Annotated in this window: 19 protein-coding genes; 6 read left to right on the top strand and 13 right to left on the bottom strand. The window is 62.0% G+C overall.

The features are described 5' to 3' along the window. Positions 1 to 30: 30 nt before the first annotated feature. The 9 genes from nirJ to ACQKEK_RS20825 form a co-directional block, all read right to left on the bottom strand. Positions 31 to 1,212: a heme d1 biosynthesis radical SAM protein NirJ gene (gene nirJ / locus ACQKEK_RS20865; RefSeq protein WP_499143466.1), complete on the bottom strand. Its 1,182-nt coding sequence runs from the start codon at positions 1,210 to 1,212 to the stop codon at positions 31 to 33. A gap of 416 nt (positions 1,213 to 1,628) precedes the next feature. Continuing rightward, the gene (gene ahbB / locus ACQKEK_RS20860; RefSeq protein WP_499143468.1) at positions 1,629 to 2,150 is read right to left on the bottom strand and encodes a siroheme decarboxylase subunit beta; all 522 of its coding nucleotides are present in this window, start codon (positions 2,148 to 2,150) and stop codon (positions 1,629 to 1,631) included. Beyond that, positions 2,125 to 2,568 carry an Lrp/AsnC family transcriptional regulator gene (locus tag ACQKEK_RS20855; protein WP_045430083.1) on the bottom strand — a complete coding sequence of 148 codons (444 nt, stop codon included), beginning with the start codon at positions 2,566 to 2,568 and terminating at the stop codon, positions 2,125 to 2,127. Before ACQKEK_RS20855 ends, ahbB (ACQKEK_RS20860) begins: the two co-directional genes overlap by 26 nt. Then, positions 2,561 to 3,076, bottom strand: coding sequence for a siroheme decarboxylase subunit beta (gene ahbB, locus ACQKEK_RS20850; RefSeq protein WP_045430081.1), 516 nt, complete (start codon positions 3,074 to 3,076; stop codon positions 2,561 to 2,563). Before ahbB (ACQKEK_RS20850) ends, ACQKEK_RS20855 begins: the two co-directional genes overlap by 8 nt. Next, positions 3,073 to 3,531, bottom strand: coding sequence for an Lrp/AsnC family transcriptional regulator (locus ACQKEK_RS20845; RefSeq protein WP_499143470.1), 459 nt, complete (start codon positions 3,529 to 3,531; stop codon positions 3,073 to 3,075). The genes ahbB (ACQKEK_RS20850) and ACQKEK_RS20845 overlap by 4 nt, the downstream gene beginning before the upstream one ends. 1 nt (position 3,532) lies before the next feature. Beyond that, positions 3,533 to 4,711, bottom strand: a complete 1,179-nt coding sequence (locus ACQKEK_RS20840; RefSeq protein WP_499143472.1) for a cytochrome D1 domain-containing protein — start codon at positions 4,709 to 4,711, stop codon at positions 3,533 to 3,535. Beyond that, positions 4,708 to 5,049, bottom strand: a complete 342-nt coding sequence (locus tag ACQKEK_RS20835; RefSeq protein ID WP_499143474.1) for a c-type cytochrome — start codon at positions 5,047 to 5,049, stop codon at positions 4,708 to 4,710. Before ACQKEK_RS20835 ends, ACQKEK_RS20840 begins: the two co-directional genes overlap by 4 nt. 17 nt (positions 5,050 to 5,066) lie before the next feature. Next, positions 5,067 to 5,381 carry a c-type cytochrome gene (locus tag ACQKEK_RS20830; protein WP_045430072.1) on the bottom strand — a complete coding sequence of 105 codons (315 nt, stop codon included), beginning with the start codon at positions 5,379 to 5,381 and terminating at the stop codon, positions 5,067 to 5,069. 52 nt (positions 5,382 to 5,433) lie between these two features. After that, positions 5,434 to 7,143: a nitrite reductase gene (locus tag ACQKEK_RS20825; protein WP_045430070.1), complete on the bottom strand. Its 1,710-nt coding sequence runs from the start codon at positions 7,141 to 7,143 to the stop codon at positions 5,434 to 5,436. A 381-nt stretch (positions 7,144 to 7,524) separates the two neighbouring features. Between ACQKEK_RS20825 and ACQKEK_RS20820 the strand changes: the two genes are divergently transcribed. The 6 genes from ACQKEK_RS20820 (at position 7,525) to ACQKEK_RS20795 (ending at position 13,479) form a co-directional block, all read left to right on the top strand. Next, entirely contained in the window at positions 7,525 to 8,304 is a 780-nt protein-coding gene (locus tag ACQKEK_RS20820; RefSeq protein WP_486035454.1) for a CbbQ/NirQ/NorQ/GpvN family protein, read from the top strand. Further along, entirely contained in the window at positions 8,288 to 8,869 is a 582-nt protein-coding gene (locus ACQKEK_RS20815; protein ID WP_499143476.1) for a cytochrome c oxidase subunit 3, read from the top strand. The genes ACQKEK_RS20820 and ACQKEK_RS20815 overlap by 17 nt, the downstream gene beginning before the upstream one ends. Before the next feature lie 10 nt (positions 8,870 to 8,879). Then, positions 8,880 to 9,131, top strand: a complete 252-nt coding sequence (locus tag ACQKEK_RS20810; protein ID WP_499143478.1) for a cytochrome C oxidase subunit IV family protein — start codon at positions 8,880 to 8,882, stop codon at positions 9,129 to 9,131. Between the two features lie 550 nt (positions 9,132 to 9,681). Continuing rightward, positions 9,682 to 10,122, top strand: coding sequence for a c-type cytochrome (locus tag ACQKEK_RS20805; protein WP_045430055.1), 441 nt, complete (start codon positions 9,682 to 9,684; stop codon positions 10,120 to 10,122). 3 nt (positions 10,123 to 10,125) lie between these two features. Beyond that, positions 10,126 to 11,553 (top strand): cbb3-type cytochrome c oxidase subunit I, encoded by a 1,428-nt coding sequence (locus ACQKEK_RS20800; protein ID WP_499143479.1) that lies wholly within the window; start codon positions 10,126 to 10,128, stop codon positions 11,551 to 11,553. An 81-nt stretch (positions 11,554 to 11,634) separates the two neighbouring features. After that, entirely contained in the window at positions 11,635 to 13,479 is a 1,845-nt protein-coding gene (locus tag ACQKEK_RS20795; protein ID WP_241530306.1) for a nitric oxide reductase activation protein NorD, read from the top strand. Positions 13,480 to 14,254: 775 nt separating this feature from the next. Here the strand turns inward: ACQKEK_RS20795 and ACQKEK_RS20790 are convergent. The 4 genes from ACQKEK_RS20790 to ytfE form a co-directional block, all read right to left on the bottom strand. Next, a complete protein-coding gene (locus ACQKEK_RS20790; RefSeq protein ID WP_045430046.1) occupies positions 14,255 to 14,446 on the bottom strand; it encodes a hypothetical protein in 192 nt (63 codons plus the stop codon). A 144-nt stretch (positions 14,447 to 14,590) separates the two neighbouring features. Then, positions 14,591 to 15,274 (bottom strand): Crp/Fnr family transcriptional regulator, encoded by a 684-nt coding sequence (locus ACQKEK_RS20785; protein ID WP_045430043.1) that lies wholly within the window; start codon positions 15,272 to 15,274, stop codon positions 14,591 to 14,593. A gap of 207 nt (positions 15,275 to 15,481) precedes the next feature. Beyond that, on the bottom strand, positions 15,482 to 15,991 hold the full coding sequence (locus ACQKEK_RS20780; protein ID WP_499143481.1) for a DnrO protein: 510 nt from the start codon (positions 15,989 to 15,991) through the stop codon (positions 15,482 to 15,484). A gap of 55 nt (positions 15,992 to 16,046) precedes the next feature. Then, entirely contained in the window at positions 16,047 to 16,718 is a 672-nt protein-coding gene (gene ytfE / locus ACQKEK_RS20775) for an iron-sulfur cluster repair protein YtfE (RefSeq protein WP_499143483.1), read from the bottom strand. Positions 16,719 to 16,811 lie beyond the last annotated feature (93 nt).

Here is a 16,811-nt window from a genome sequence, read left to right as displayed (position 1 = left end):
TGTACGGGGCGGCCTTGGGGCCGCTCTTGGTCAAATGGCGATGCTGGGAATGCACTGCGGTTGTGGCAGACCGATCTCCTGGTCACTGAGGTAGCAGCCGGGGTCTTCGCCCCAGAGGTTGCCTTCAGCCCAGGCGCGGGTGCGGGTGTTGCCGTTGCAGATCGACAACCAGCGGCACTCGGCGCAGCGTCCGGTCACAGCCCGGGGGTGCTGGCGCAACTCGGTGAGCAGCGGCTCGGGATTGTCCATCCAGAGTTCACGGAACGACTGTCGCCGCACATTGCCGACGGTGTGCTGCCACCAGTAGGTATCCGGGTGCACATCGCCGATGTTGTCGATATTGGCGATGCCACCACCCGACGCATTGCCGCCCCAGGCGCGCAACATCTGCTCCAGACGATCGCGGTGCTGTGGCAGATGGGTTTCCACCCACTGCAGCAGCAGAATGGCGTCGGCATCGTTGTTGCCACTGACGAAATCGGTTTCGCGGCCGTTCTGCACGTCGTCCCAGGCTTGCTCGAACAGCTGGTACATGGCGTCGCGGGTCATCTGGTGATGGGCGTCGGCCTTGCGGCTGCGCTTGCCGCGGCCGCTGTAGTTGAGGTGTGAGAGGTAGAACTTCTGCACGTCATGCTCGCGCATCAGCGCCAGTAGAGCAGGCAGCTGCGGGTAGTTGTTCTGGGTCAGGGTGGTGCGCAGACCGACACGAATGCCATATTGGCGGCACAGGTCGATGGCGTGCATCGAGGCGGCGAAGCTGCCCTTGAGTTGGCGCCAGTCGTCATGGACTGCTTCCAGCCCGTCGATGCTGATGCCGACATAGTCGTACTTGGCGGCAGCGATCTGGTCGATATTGCGCTCATCGATCAGCGTGCCGTTGGTAGACAGGGCAACGAAGAAGCCTTTCTCGCGGGCGTATTCGGACAGCTCGAAAATGTCGTCGCGCAGCAGCGGTTCGCCTCCGGAGAGAATCAGCACGCGTACGCCCGCTTCGTGCAGGTCATCGATGACCTTGAACGCTTCGGCGGTATCCAGCTCGTCGCGAAACACGCTGTCCGCCGAAGTTGCGTAGCAGTGTTTGCAGGTCAGGTTGCAGCGCCGCAGCAGGTTCCAGATCACCACGGGCGGCCGGCTTGCACCGGGGCTGCGTGCGCCCAGTACCGGCATGGCAGGCCGGGCGAGGGCACGCAGGTAATGGCTGATTCTCAACATGAGCGTTTCTCCTGCCGCATCACGCTTGGTTGCGCGGTTCGATAGATGCAGCATCCCCGAGCGGCACGGACCGATCCTTGACTGGAAACAATAAAAAGCCTTGGTCCGGGAAGGGGCATCGCGACACGGGGCTAGATAGGCCTGGTCCAGCCTTGGTGCCGCTCAGGCCCGTAGGGTGGGCTTCAGCCCACCAAAAAGAGGTAACGGTGGGCTGAAGCCCACCCTACGAACGGCCGTCGGCAGTGCTCTTCAGCCCGCCGATGAATTCATTGCCAGGGCACGGAACAAGCCGAGCCAAATGGGCCATCCAACATTGCGCCGAACGGTGCGCTCGAGACCTGGGCGGGTTTCGATCGTCTAGCGCCATTCATGGGCAGGCCTTGCATGTGTGACCAAGGCCAGACCCCTACGGGTTTTTAGCGACGACTGCTCACACGCAGCCCGGTCTTTTTCAGGATGCGACTGCTGACCAGCATTTCCTCGGCCCGGCAGGCGCTGCCGAGCAGCTGCCGAATCTCGGCACGGTAGGCCTCGATTTCCTCGGCGCTGCGGCCATGGACCATGGCGAACAGGTTGTAGTGCCAGCCCGGCTGGCGCGGGCGACGGTAGCAATGGCTGACGAACGCCTGCGAACCGATCAACGGACCGAGGCGGGTGATCTCTGCGTCGTCCACGTCCCAGACGGTCATGCCGTTGTGTCGATAGCCCAGGCGGTAATGGTTGGGCACGGCGGCGATGCGGCGGATGGCGCCCTCTGTCTGCAGCCGTTGCAGCAGTTCGAGGGTGACCTCGATGCTGGTTCCCAGCCGTTCAGCCAGCCAGGCCCAGGGATCATCCACCAGGGGCAGGCCCGCTTCGGTGAGTTCGACCAGGCGTTTCGCCAGTTCCATCGATGCGTGTGCGTCTGACGGTTCAGACCGGGAAGTGCAGGCCGACATGGTAGGTCTCCTCCTTGGGCAGGTTGAGCACCGGTAGGCCCGTCTCGGCTTCGATGCGGGCGATCGTCTGGGCGATGCCTTCGGGTGTCGCGCAGCCGAGCACAAACCACATGTTCCAGGCGTGTTCGCGGCGGTAGTTGTGGGCCACCTCGGGCATGGCCGCCAGTTGCTCGGCGACACGGTCGAAGCGCGCTTCCGGTACCGAGAGTGCGGCAAGGGTAAAGGCGCCGCCCAGTCGTTCGATGTCGAACATGGGGCCGAAGCGGGTCAGGGTGCCATCGTCGAGCAGCGCCTGAACGCGTTCGCGCAGCTGCGCGGCGTCGGCATCCAGTTCCTCGGCCAGCGCCTGCCAGGGATGGCGGACCAGCGGCACGCCGAGTTGCAGGCGATTGATCAGGCGCCGGTCAAGGTCATCCATGGGCGGCCACCTGGCTCGCCGGCGGTGCGTAACGCCCGCCGCACTGCTTGAATGCGCGGGTGCTGAACAGCAGTTGGTGCGGAACGTCGTGCAGCCCGTTCTCGGCGAGCATCTGTTCGATCAGTCGACAGACCTGTTCGCGCTCCCGACCGTGAACCATGCAGAACAGGTTGTACGGCCAGTCCGGTAAGCGCCTCGGCCGTTGGTAACAGAGGTTCACACCCGCCGCTTGGCCGAGTTTGCGGCCGACCTCGTCGACGCACTCATCCGGGATATCCATCACCAGCATGGCATTGGCGCGAAAGCCCAGCGCACGATGTTTGATGACCAACCCCATGCGCCGAAACAAGCCGCTATCACTCCAGCGCCGGACCTGTTCCAGCACCGCCTCTTCGCTGGCACCCACGCGCTCGGCCAGCACCTGATAGGGACGTGCGGCCAGTGGCAGGCCGGCTTCGAGCAGGCGACGCAGCTGCAATGCCTGGAGGTCGTTCAGGAGTGATGTCATGGCACGTCTCCGATGGGAAAGCCGAGGTCGATGCGGTAGGCCGCTTGCATTGGCAGGTCCAGCGGGACCAGGCCGGTCTCGGCTTCGATCTGTAGCAACAGCGCATCGATGCGGGCGCGGTCCGGGCCGGTGAGCACGAACCAGAGGTTGTAATGATGCTCGCGCAGGTAGTTGTGGTTGACCTCGGGGTAACGGTTGATCTGTTCGGCGATCTCTTCCAGCTGCGCTTCGGGTACGGCGAGGGCGACCAGGGTGCTGGCGCCGGCGCGGCTGTGTTCGAACACCGGGCCGATGCGCGACAGGCCGCCGCTGCTTTCCAGCTGCTCGAGGCAGGCCAGTACCTCGTCTTCGCTGCATTCGAGGGCATCGGCCATGGCGCGATAGGGTTCGGCGCACAGCGGCATGCCGTGTTGAAAACGGTCGATCAGGCGGCGGCTGAGGGAGTCGATCTGCATGTCACAACCCCGTTTCGTGTGCGCGGCTGCTGAAGAAAATACCGCTCGGGCTGTCGGCGGGCAGGCGCTTGAGGAGCTTCAGCGTGTAGGGGTCCCAGACCTGCACCTCGTTGCCGTCACGTACCGACAGCCAGAGCTGGTCGCCACGGGCGGTGAATTCCATGTGCAGCACGGCCGGTCCGGGTTCCAGCTGGGCGATGATTTCGTGGGTTTCGCTGTCGATCACCTGCACCTTGCCGTTGTCCGGGTGGGCGAAATTGACCCAGATCTGACGGGCGTCCGGGCGAGCCATGACGAACACGGGCTGGCCGGCGACATCGATGGCGTCGGTCTGCTTCCAGCTCTGTGAATCCATAACCAGCACCTGGTGATGACCGATGGCCGGAACGAATGTCTGGTTACCGGCGACAGTCCAGCCCTCGAGGTGCGGCATCTTGTAGACCGGCAGCGCTGCCTCGCCGCGGCCGTAGCCGTCGATGATCCGCTCGACACCGCGGGCGGTGTGCCAGAGGTCGATCTTGGCCATGCCGTCCTCGCCGAACAGGCCGGCGATGTAGTAACGACCGTCCGGGGTCAGGAGGGCGTCGTAGGGTTGTTTACCGACGTTCTCGAAGCGGGTGATTTGCGGAGTGTTGCCCTGGCTGAAGTCCAGCAGCCAGGTTTCATGGGTGTCGAACAGGCTGTAGATGAAGCGCCGCCCGGGCGCGTCGATGACGCCAACCACGCGCGAGTTGCGGCTGCCGTCGGCCAGCGGCGTGGCGGGGATATCGGCCACCAGCTCCAACGTGTCGGCATTGAAGACCTTGACGCCGCCGGGCTCGTAGTTGCCGACGGCAATCAGCTTGCCGTCCTGGCTGATGGCGCCGCCGATGCTGTTGCCGCCTTGAATGATGCGCTTGTCGATGCGCTGGCGCAGCAGGTCGACCTTGGTCAGGCCGCCGTCACGACCGAACACATAGGCGAAGCGTTCGTCGCGGGAAAACACTACCGAGGCGTGGGACAGGTCACCCAGCCCCTCGATACGGGCCAGGCGCGTCTGACCACTGGTTTCGACGATTTGCAGACTACCGCTGGCGCGCTCCACCACCACACCCAGATCGCCGGTGCCGCGGAGCGGTTGCTCGGCGCAGGCACCGAGCAACAGGCTGGCAATGGCGAGCAGCAAAGACGGACGGATCATGGCGTTGGGTATCCTTCGAGGAGTAAATCGACCAGCCAGGCGATGTCCTGCTCATTGAGCAGCGCGTTCCAGCCGGGCATGGCGGTGCCGGGCCGACCGTGGGTCACGGTGGCGATCAGGCTTTCACGGGGTTTGCCGGCGATGGCGTCGAGGGTCAGTGCGGGGCCGAGGCCGCCGGTCATGCGCAGACCGTGGCAGGAGCCGCAGTCCTGCACCAGCAGGTGTTCGAGCTGTGCCTGGCGGGCAGCGGTAGGCGTATCGGCCAGGGCAGTGGAAAAGTGAAGAAGGGACACCAGGCTGAGCCCCAAACCGAATACTGCGTGTCGGGACTTAAACATGATGTCCTCCTTGGCTGTTACTTGAGGCTCAGAACCCACTCGGCGAGGGTTTTGGCTTCTTCTTCGGTGACTGGGTTTGGCGGCATCGGGATCGGACCCCAGTTACCCTGGGTGCCGTTCTTGATGTGCCCGGCGAGCAGATCGGCAGCGCCTTCCTGGCCGGCGTACTTGGCGGCGACTTCCTTCAGGGCCGGGCCGACCATCTTGGCGTCGATGCTGTGGCAGGCCGCGCAGGGCTTGCTCTTGAACAGCGCTTCACCGTCCTGAGCCACGGCAGGCTGCAGGACCATCGCGCCGCCGAGGGCGAGCAGTGGGATGAGAACTTTTTTCATGAGTTACTTCCTCAAGGCTAGGGGGGGATCTTGGCGTCCCCCCCGGTTTTACTCAGTACACGTCGTGCTGAGTGTTATGGACGTTAAATTTACCGGTTGGGGTAATCAACCTTTTGTCCTTGATCACCTTTTTCAGCTTTAACGTCTTGTCATCGACCACGACGATAGCCGATTGCTCGTCCTGGCCACTCCAGACGGAGAACCAGACCTCGTCGCCCGCTTCGTTGTACTCCGGTTGCACGACGCGCTTGGCACCGTCTGTCACTCCGGCCCATTCGGCGATTGGCAACACGGTAAAGCCTGCGCCCAGATCGTCGATGTTAAACACCGCTGCCGATTGGCTGATCTTGGCGTCCGGGTTGAAGGTGGTGTCCAGGTAGATGTGGTTGGACTTCGGATGGGTCTTGATGAACAGCGAACCACCCCCCTGGCCCTTGAGCGTCTCGACTACTTTCCAGGCCTGATCGGGATGCTTGTCCGGATCGGTGCCGATCAGCGAGATGGTCTCGTCGCCCAGGTGGCTGGTCGCCCAGACCGGACCGAACTTTGGATGCACGAAGTTGGCGCCGCGACCCGGATGCGGGATTTTACCCACATCGACCAACGCAGCCATCTTGCGCTCTTTCGAGTCGATCACTGCGACTTTGTTGGAGTTGTTCGCTGCCGTCATGAAGTAGCGGTGGCTGACGTCCCAGCCGCCGTCATGCAGGAACGGCGCGGTGCCGATCATGGTGGTGGTCAGGTTGTCGATGTCCTCGTAGTTGACCAGCAGCACCTTGCCGGTTTCCTTGACGTTGACGATGAACTCCGGATGCTCGTGGGAGGCGATGATTGCCGCCACACGTGGTTCCGGATGGTATTCCTGGGTGCCCACGGTCATGCCCCGAGTCGAGACGATCTGCAGCGGCTCCAGGGTTTCGCCATCCATGATGGTGTATTGCGGCGGCCAGTAGTCGCCGGCGATCACGTACTTGTCTTCGTAACCCTTGAACTTGGAGGTTTCCACCGAGCGGGCTTCGATGCCGACCTTGATCTCGGCGACCTTCAGCGGCTCTTTGGCCCAGAGGTCGATCATGTCGATCTTGGCGTCGCGACCGATCACCAGCAGATAACGGCCGGAGGCGGACATGCGAGAGATGTGCACCGCGTAGCCGGTGTCGATGGTCTTGATAATTTCCTTGCTCTTGCCATCGATCAGCGCGATTTTGCCGTCGTCACGCAGGGTGACGGAGAACAGGTTGGGCAGATCCAGCTTGTTCATTTGCTTCTTTGGTCGGTCTTCCGGTTTGACCAGCACCTTCCAGGAATTCTTCATCTCGGCCATCCCCCACTCGGGCGGGGTTGGCGGGGTGTGCTGAATGTACTTGGCCATCAGCGTGATTTCGTCTTTGCTCAGCGCGTTGGAGGTGCCCCAGTTGGGCATACCGGCGGGCGAGCCGTAAGTGATCAGCGCCTCGAGATAGGCCTGTCCGCGTTCCTGGGTAATGTCCGGCGTCAGTGCCTTGCCGGTTGCACCCTTGCGTAGCACACCGTGGCAGCCGGCGCAGCGCTGAAAATAGATCTCTTTGGCCTGCTCGAATTCGGCGGCGTTCAGGTCGGGTGCACCGGGCGAATGGACCACCTGGGCGCTGGCCGGATCGATAGCGGAGGCTTGGCCCTTGTAGGCGGCATCGGCGTTTTCTGGATTCATCGCAGCCTGGGCAACTGCCAGGCCGAGCATTGAAAAGCCGGCGATGAAGCCCGCCAGTATGGGTTTGCTCATAGTGATCTCCTCTGACCGCTTCGTGCGGTTCCTGCTAGTGACGGCGATGTGGCAGTTCCCGGGTCTTGCTGTATGCGCTTGCATCCTATGGCCGGCTCTGTGCGAAAGCGCTTGATGGCAATCAAGAGTCGATCCGGGATACGCCAGGCGTGACGTCGTGTCGCGGGGGCGGATAAATCAGGCGGGAAAAGGGAAAAAGCGCACGTCAAACGCCGATGGTGACGCACGCGCATCGGCTCATTTCGAGTCGGGCTTGACCGTAATCAAGCTTCGCTGGCGGACGGCTTGAGGGGCGGCGGGGTGACGATTAGCGTGGTGCTAGTCAAATCCAACCGCTGCAGTGAGGTATTGCCAATGAACGCGCCCGAGAACCTTGTCGGCATGAGCGGTGCTCCGTTCTACCAGTCGCTGGGCAACGAAGAGGTGCTTTTCGAGCAGGCCTGGAAGCATGGCATGCCGGTGCTGATCAAGGGCCCAACCGGCTGCGGCAAGACCCGCTTCGTGCAGCACATGGCGCACCGGCTGAATCTGCCGCTGTATACCGTGGCTTGCCATGACGACCTCAGCGCGGCGGACCTGGTGGGTCGTCATCTGATCGGCGCCCAGGGCACCTGGTGGCAAGACGGCCCGCTGACCCGTGCGGTGCGCGAGGGCGGCATCTGTTATCTGGACGAAGTGGTCGAAGCGCGGCAGGACACCGCCGTGGTGCTGCATCCGCTAGCGGATGATCGGCGCGAGCTGTTCATCGAGCGCACCGGCGAAGCCTTGAAAGCACCACCGGGCTTCATGCTGGTGGTGAGCTACAACCCGGGTTACCAGAACCTGCTTAAGGGTATGAAGCCGAGCACCCGGCAGCGTTTCGTCGCCATGCGTTTCGACTATCCGCCAGCGGCCGAAGAGCAGCGCATCGTAGCCAACGAGGCACAGGTGGATGCCGCACTGGCGGCGCAGGTGGTCAAGCTCGGGCAAGCCCTGCGCCGGCTCGAACAGCATGACCTGGAAGAGGTCGCCTCGACCCGCCTGCTGATTTTCACCGCACGGATGATCCGCTCCGGCATGAGCCCGCGGGAGGCGTGCATGGCTTGCCTGGCCGAGCCGCTGTCGGACGATCCGCAAACCGTCGCGGCGCTGATGGATGTGGTCGATGTCCATTTCGGTTGACCGCACCAGCCTCTCCCGGCGCCTGCCGGGCGATTTGGCGATGTGGTTCTTTATCCTCGCCGAGTTGACCGTCTTCGCCATCCTGATCCTGGCCTTCGCCGTGACCCAGGTGCTTAACCCCGAGTTGTTCAGCCAGAGCCGCGCAGCGCTGGACAGCTCCATGGGGCTCGCACTGACCCTCAGCCTGCTGACGTCCGGCCTGTTCGCGGCGCTGGCCGTGGAGCAGGTGCGCGCAGCACGGGCTGGGCGAGGGGCGTTGTTGCTGGTCGCTGCGCTGGCGTCGTCCTGCATCTATGTGCTGCTCAAACTCAACGAGTACGGTCACCTGTCCTCGATGGGGTTGGGGATGGAGCACAACACCTTCTTCACTCTGTATTGGATTCTTACCGGCTTTCACTTCCTGCACGTGCTGCTGGGAATGGTCATCCTTGGCTGGATGGCCATGCGTTGTCAGCGCCTCTATACGGCGGGGGACTGTGCCGGGCTTGAGTCCGGGGTGCTCTATTGGCACATGGTGGACATGGTTTGGGTGCTGCTTTTCCCGCTGGTCTACGTCATCAACTGAGGAGGCCGCGATGTCCGCTTCAAAAGTGCTGATCGGTTGCTGGCTGGCGCTGGCCATCCTGTCCACTGCCACCGTATTGCTCGGCAACGCCGGCTCGACGCTGCTGCTTGCCGGCGCCGTGCTTGCCGTCGCGCTGGTCAAGGCCTGGGTGATCACTGAAGGTTTCATGGAGCTGCGCCATGCGCCGGTCATGTGGCGGCTGCTGTTGTTCGGCTGGCCCCTGGCGATGGCGTGCGGGATCCTGTTCGCAATGATGATGTAGATGACGAATTACGATCGCCAGCAAGCGGGCTTCGCGGACAAGACTAGGTGCCCCCGACCGCTCCCAAGGATTGCGCGGTGGGGGTTTTGTTTGTGTTGATGGAGTAGCTAGCGTGCCCGGATCGCCAGCAAGCTGGCTCCTACACCGGACAGCAGTACGTCGACAATTTGTAGCCAGGCTGGCGGGCTTTGCTTACGCGCAGTTGCGGCTGAACCCGTGGACGAGCCTTCCGCGGCCTTGCTCCGTTCTTCTTAGGAGCCAGCTTGCTGGCGATCGCTTTGTATTTCGGGGTCGCAACCGACCCACGTGCGCGCGTCTATGGGCGCTTCCTGGTGGCCTGCGTCCATAGAACCGTAGGGTGGGCTTCAGCCCACCGCTTGCTCCTGAAGCCCACCCAATACGGCTTTGTCGCGTCGCTTGCGCCTGCAAAACCGGCTCTCGCATGGGTAGGGAAAGACCCAGTACCGTGTTCAGGTTTTTCTTGATTGCTATCAAGCAGGTTTCGATAGCTCCCTTCTTAAACTGGCCACGCCAACATGAGGAGGCGACCATGTCCGAGACCTTTACCAAGGGAATGGCCAGAAACATCTACTTCGGGGGAAGCGTGTTCTTCTTCCTGGTATTTCTGGGCCTGACCTATCACACAGAGCAGACCTTTCCAGAGCGATCCAATGAGTCGGAACTGACCGAAGCAGTGGTGCGAGGCAAAGCGGTCTGGGAAAACAACAACTGCATCGGCTGCCACAGCCTGCTTGGTGAAGGTGCCTACTTTGCGCCGGAACTGGGCAACGTCTTCGTTCGACGCGGTGAGGATGCGGCCTTCAAGCCCTTCCTGCAGGCCTGGATGAAGGCTCAGCCGCTGGGCGTACCCGGACGCAGATCGATGCCTCAGTTCAACCTGAGCGAGCAGGAAGTCGACGATATGGCCGAGTTCCTCAAGTGGACATCGAAGATCGATACCAATAACTGGCCGCCAAACAAGGAGGGCTGAGAGATGAGCGTTATGAATCCGCATCTCAAGTTCCAATCGCAGGCCGTCGCTAAACCCTACTTCGTATTTGCGCTGATGCTCTTCGTCGGGCAGATTGTGTTCGGCCTGATCATGGGCCTGCAGTACGTCGTCGGTGACTTCCTGTTTCCACTGCTGCCCTTCAACGTGGCACGCATGGTTCACACCAACCTGCTCATCGTCTGGCTGTTGTTCGGCTTCATGGGCGCGGCCTACTACCTCATCCCTGAGGAAGCCGACCGCGAACTGCACAGCCCGAAACTGGCGATCATCCTGTTCTGGGTGTTCGCAGCAGCCGGCGTGCTGACCATTCTCGGTTACCTGTTCGTGCCCTACGCCGGTCTTGCCGAGCTGACGCACAACGAGCTGCTGCCGACCATGGGCCGGGAGTTCCTCGAGCAGCCGACGATCACCAAGATCGGCATTGTCGTGGTCGCTCTGGGCTTCCTCTACAACGTCGGGATGACCCTGCTCAAGGGCCGCAAGACCGCCATCAGCATGGTCATGATGACCGGCCTGATCGGGCTTGCAGTGTTCTTCCTGTTCTCCTTCTACAACCCGGAAAACCTGGCGCGCGACAAGTACTACTGGTGGTTCGTGGTGCACCTGTGGGTGGAAGGCGTGTGGGAACTGATCATGGGTTCGATGCTGGCCTTCGTCCTGATCAAGATCACCGGTGTCGACCGCGAAGTGATCGAGAAGTGGCTCTACGTGATCATCGCCATGGCCCTGATCACCGGCATCATCGGTACCGGTCACCACTTCTTCTGGATTGGTGCGCCTGAGGTCTGGTTGTGGCTGGGTTCGATCTTCTCTGCCCTGGAACCGCTACCGTTCTTTGCCATGGTGCTGTTCTCGCTGAACATGGTGAACCGTCGTCGCCGTCAGCACCCGAACAAGGCCGCATCGCTCTGGGCCATCGGCACTACCGTGACTGCATTCCTGGGTGCTGGCGTGTGGGGCTTCCTCCATACCCTGGCCCCGGTGAACTACTACACCCACGGTTCGCAGTTGACTGCAGCGCATGGCCACCTGGCGTTCTACGGTGCCTACGCCATGATCGTGATGACCATGATCAGCTACGCCATGCCGCGTCTGCGTGGCCTGGGTGAGGCGCCGGATGCACGGGCTCAGCGCATCGAGATCTGGGGCTTCTGGTTGATGACGCTGTCGATGGTCGCGATCACCCTGTTCCTCACCGCCGCTGGCGTGGTGCAGGTCTGGTTGCAGCGGATTCCGGCTGACGGGGCAGCGATGTCCTTCATGAATACCGCTGACCAACTCGCTGTGTTCTTCTGGTTGCGGCTGGTCGCTGGGGTGTTCTTCCTCATCGGGCTGGTGCTCTACCTCTGCAGCTTCAGGCAGCGTGGGCGGGTCACAGCGGATGTACCTGCGGCCGTCGTGGCGGCCTGAGGCAAGACACCGATGTAGTCGACGGCCCGGCTGACCCAGCGGGCCGTTGTTGTTTTCAAACCGCGCTAAGGATCAATCGCCATGGCCTTTACCATCGAAGTTGAAGAGTGGGTCGGCAGTGTCTGGCATCGCTTCATCACCCGCCGCGCCAGCCCGGACTTCCCCGACGCCAACGTCTCGCTGGAAAGCATGCAGCGCAGCCTGTCGGTGCTGTTTCGTGCCATGGGGGGTGCCAGTGGCATCGGTGTCGAGGCGGCCAACGCGCGCGATCTGATGCTGCGTCGCAACCTGCTTCAACAAGTCGCTGGCACCTGCAAGCAATTGCCGGTGGCCTGGTGCGATGCGAACAACCTGCGCCTGCCGCAGAACCTCGCGGTTTACCCGGAAGTTTCACTCAATCAGGATCTGTATCGCTGGCTGGCGCTGCTCGCGGCGCAGGCGGGCGAGATGCGCCACTGGGCGCGTGATAACCAGCGCTGGACTCAAGCCATCCTCGAGCGATTCCCGGCGATGCAGCCGCGCTACGAGCGACTCGTCGAAGCGCATCTGCAGCTCCGGCCAGATCCGGACACGCTGCCCCGCGCCGAGGGTGCGCTGGAACGGGCTATCTGCCAGGCCCTGCGTGAGCCGGGCAGTGTTCAGCAATTCCCGCGCAGCGAAGTGGCCCCCTGGCCGCTGCCCATGTGGCTGTACCCCGCGGAAAATCTCGGCGTGCCGCAGGCCACCGAGCTGGCCGAAGAAGATCAGGACAACAACCTGCAAGCGCCGCCCACCGAGCAGAAGGGCATGCGCAAGCGTGCCAAGCGTGTCGAGGACAGCACCAGCAAGGGCGGCCTGATGCTGTTCCGCCTGGAAAACCTGTTCAGCTGGTCCGAGCATGTCGAGCTGGATCGCCAGGGCGACGACAGCGAAAACGAAGACGCCTCGCGTGTTGCAGAAGACCTCGATGAAATCGCCATGTCGCGTCAGCGCATGCGCAAGGGCGGCGGCCTCAAGCTGCACCTGGACCTGCCGCCTGCGGACGTGGACGACATTCCGCTGGGCGAAGGCATCAAGCTACCGGAATGGGACTACCGCAAGCAGCGCATGCAGGCCGATTTCGTCAGCCTGCAAATGATGCTGCCACGCGGCTCCGAACCCATGGGCCTGCCGCTACGGCTGAGCCCACTGGCCCGCAAGCTGCGCCGGCAGTTCGAACACCTGCGTAATGATCGGCAGTGGCTGCGCGGGCAACCTCAGGGCTCGGAGTTGGACATGCAGGCCTGGCTCGACTTTCACGTCGAGCGCCAGCACGGCCAGTGCGCCGAACGTGGTCTGTTCATGGAGCAGCGGCAGAATCGTCGCGACCTGGCCTGCCTGCTGCTGGCCGACCTTTCCATGTCCACCGACGCGCACCTGGACGACGAGCACAAAGTGATCGACGTGATCACCGACAGCCTGCTGCTGTTCGGCGAAGCGCTGTCGGCGGTGGGTGATGATTTCGCGCTGTATGGCTTTTCCTCGCTGCGTCGCCAGCAGGTTCGGATGCAGGAGCTCAAAAGCTTCAAGCAGCGCTATGGCGACGACACCCGTGGCCGGATCCAGGCGCTGAAGCCCGGTTACTACACACGTATGGGCGCGGCCATTCGCCAGGCGACCGAACTACTGGGCAAGTGCAAGCAGCGACGCAAGCTCCTGCTGCTGGTCACCGACGGCAAGCCCAATGACCTGGATCTCTACGAAGGCCGTTATGGCGTCGAAGACACCCGTCAGGCAGTCATGGAAGCGCGGCGTCAGGGGTTGTTGCCGTTCTGCATCACCATCGACCAGGAGGCGGGCGATTACCTGCCCTACATGTTCGGTGCCAACGGCTTCACCTTGATCAAGGAGCCGCAACAACTGCCGTTCCGCCTGCCGCAGTTGTACAAGCAACTGACCCAGCCGTAGGGCGGATGTTGCTTTTGTTTCATCCACCTTTACCCGGTTCGGTGGATCGCCACCCGGTGGATCGGTGAAGCGTGATCCACCCTACCAACCGCCAGGGCAGATTGCGTGGCAACGGTAGTGTGGGACGGGCGGCGTTCCGTTTCAGCCCACCAGCCTTTGCGCCGCTTGATGCCTCGCCATTCACCTGCGGACATGGCCCGTTCATGCCGCGACATTGACGCAGTGTTCCGAGGCTATGTTTTTAACGCAGTTGCTTCGCTTGACTCTGACGTATTCATCGGTGGGCTGAAGCCCACCCTACGGTCTTCATGGCGCGCCGTATTCAGGCTTGCCAGTTTGGGAAGGACGTTGCTTTGATGGACGGAAGCCCACTCTGCTGGATGGCCCAGCAATGCGGTCGGAGCACACCGGCGGTTTTGAAGGGCGGGCTGAAGCCCGCCCTACGGACTTATGGTGCGCCGTATTCAGGCTTGCCAGTTGGGGAAGGACGTTGCTTTGATGGACGGACGCCCACTCTGCCGGATGGCCCAGCAATGCGGTCGGAGCACACCGGCGGTTTTGTAGGGTGGGCTTCAGCCCACCAAGGCATCTATCGAGCGGCTGTTTGTTGCCCGCCAAGCTTGATGCCGCTATCCATTCTCCCTGCCTCAGGGCGAGGGTGATTCGTCGGGTAGATGTCGCTTTCTACATCCACCACCATACCGCTCAGTGGATCGCCACCGCGGTGGATCGCCACCCGGTGGATCGGTGAAGCGTGATCCACCCTACGACCCGTCTAGAACAGGTTGCGCGGCAACCAGACGATCATCACTGCGCAGAAGATGGCAAGGCCGATGCAAAACCAGAAAAATCTGCTTTGCCGTCGTTCCCCAGCGGTATCAGCCAGGGCGGGGAGGGGCATGCCGCAGTTGCTGCACTCGGCTTCCTGCGGCGGGTTGGGTTGCTGGCAATACAGGCATCTGGGCATGGCAGCGTCCTCTCTAGGTCAGTTCCAGATTGCCACGTACAGCCACTGTTTGAGATTGACCAATATCAACCCGTTGCAAGAGCTAGCCAGCCGCTGCCGCACGGTTTGCCGCGTGGGTTAGAAGGTGGATGAGCTGCTTGCCCGTCACTCGAAGGATTCGAGGCGTTGGCGATCAAGGATGGTGATTTGCCGACCTTCCTGAGTGATGATTTGCTCGTCGATCAAGCGTCTGATGATCCGTGAAAACGTTTCCGGCTGGATCGACAGGTGACCCGCAATCAGTTGCTTGGCCATGGGCAGCTCGAAGCTGTTGCCTTCATCCTTCAGACGCGCCAGCTGCGTCATCAAATAGCGCACCACGCGGTGAGTGGCGTTCTTCAGCGAGAGGGTCTCGATCTCATTGATGCGCTGGTGCAAGCGCACGCTCAGTTTGCCGAGCAGCGCAAAGGAAAGCTTCTGGTTCGCTTCCAGTAGGCGCATATATGCCGTGTTGGAAAAGCGGTAGACCTGCGTCGGGCACACGGCCTGGGCGGAGGCGACGTAGTTGGGCGTATCCATCAGCATCATCGCTTCGGCAAAGGTCTGGCGATTGCCGATCACCTCGAAGACTTTTTCCTGCCCGTCCGGGGTCAGGCGGTAGATCTTCACTGCGCCGGAAATCACGAAATAGAACGAATGCGCCGGTTCGCCCTGGTGAAAGAGGTTGTCGCCTTTGTCCAGGTTGAGCAGCTGGCTCGCGCTCATCAGCTCGTCCATCTGCTCGTCATTGAGTGGTTCGAACAGGTGGTGGCTGCGAAGGATCTGGTTATGTACGCGGTGAAGCACCATGCAAGGCATCCTTATTTCTAATAATTAGCCGTCCGCAATCAAGGTTGACGGAGCGGAACGATAGCTGCGCTCAAATTGGCTGACCAAGGCAGGGGCAGAGCGCAATGAAGAGTCGTTACAAAGCCTAGCCTAGATGCCATGGCACAAGTATTGATGCAGGCCGGATTAGCACGAGGGCTGAGACAGGATCCTCTTGCGTATCTGGTTTCACTGACCCGATATGACGGCTTCGTGCCAGTGCGGCGGGGCGAACAGGCTTGGATAGCGCTCAAGCGCGACGTGGATCCGTTGGGCGCCGTCGGCTCGCTCGGCGGGTACGGCCAGTGCCTTGGCACCGCCGAGGAGGTCGGCGAGTAACCCGTGCAACGCTGCGTCGGCCTGTGCGGACAATTCGCAGTTGGCGATCAGGTAGGAGACGCTGTCCTCGACCTCCTTCTGCAATGCCAAGGCCTGGCGCTCGCCCATCGGTTGCGCCGAATCGTCTGGCAGCGCGGCCTCGGCGGCCTGGCGGAGGCGCGTCATGCCTTCACGCAGGGCGGCATCGGTTGCCCACTGCTGCTCGCCGCCAGCGGGTGGCGCAGCGTGCACGCCGTGCCCGTCGTGAGTAACCGTTGCTTGCGCGGTATCGACCACCATGTCGAGCGCCACGCCACTGGCTAGCGCCAGCATCGACGCCAATGCAAGGCCCCACGCCAAGGGTTGGATGACTGCTTTCATATGCACCTCCGGTACTGCAGGGGCGGGCCGTCTGGCCCGTAGCGTTGTTGTCGCCTCAGTGCGCAGAAGCCTGGGCGAACAGGATGTTGTTCTCCAGATGAATGTGCTGCATGAGGTCACCGCGCAGCTCTTCGAGCCCGCGATACAGCGCGCGCCAGGTATTGCAGGCGTTTGCCGGTGGGGTGATGTCATCGGTGAGTTCGGCCAGGCGCTGAAGCGCGGCGCCGTGCTGGTCATGCTCGTAGCGCATCACTGCGATCGGGCCTTGGGTTTGCGGCAATTGCATGTCGCGGCGCAGCATCGGAAAGAGGATCTGCTCCTCCTTGAGCATGTGGCTTTCCAGTTCCTGCTGCATGCACCACAGATGTTCGGCGAGCCCGGTCGGGCAGTCCGCCTTGTTGCCATGCACCTGCTCGACACGGGTGGCCAAGCGGATCAGCTCCGGGAACTGTTCACGATGACGTTCGTGAAAGCGTTCAAGCAGGTAGTCGATCAGCGATCCGACCGGCACATTGCGCCAGTCGGGCTCGGTCGTGGACTCGCTTCCCAATGCCGCCAACTCGTCCGCGATCGCCTGGGCGTCAAGGTTGCGCTGCAGGGCGGCATCGCGCAGCGGGGTGTCGCCACCGCAACAGAAGTCCAGCTTGTAATGGCGAAACACGCGGGTGGCGCCAGGGATCAGGCAGGCCAGGCTGCCCAGGGTTTGCTCGGTAAGCGCAGTCGTCATGGTGGCGTTTCCAAGGGTGGAAGTACTCAGAACAACGCAAGCGCTATGCCATCATCAAGTTATTGATTTATAAGGTATAAATATTGGTAGTGG

The organism is Pseudomonas sp. NPDC077408 (assembly GCF_050269105.1).
GTDB lineage: Bacteria > Pseudomonadota > Gammaproteobacteria > Pseudomonadales > Pseudomonadaceae > Stutzerimonas.
Note: the sequence above shows the minus strand (reverse complement) of the source record. Positions and strands in the feature narration are given on the sequence as shown.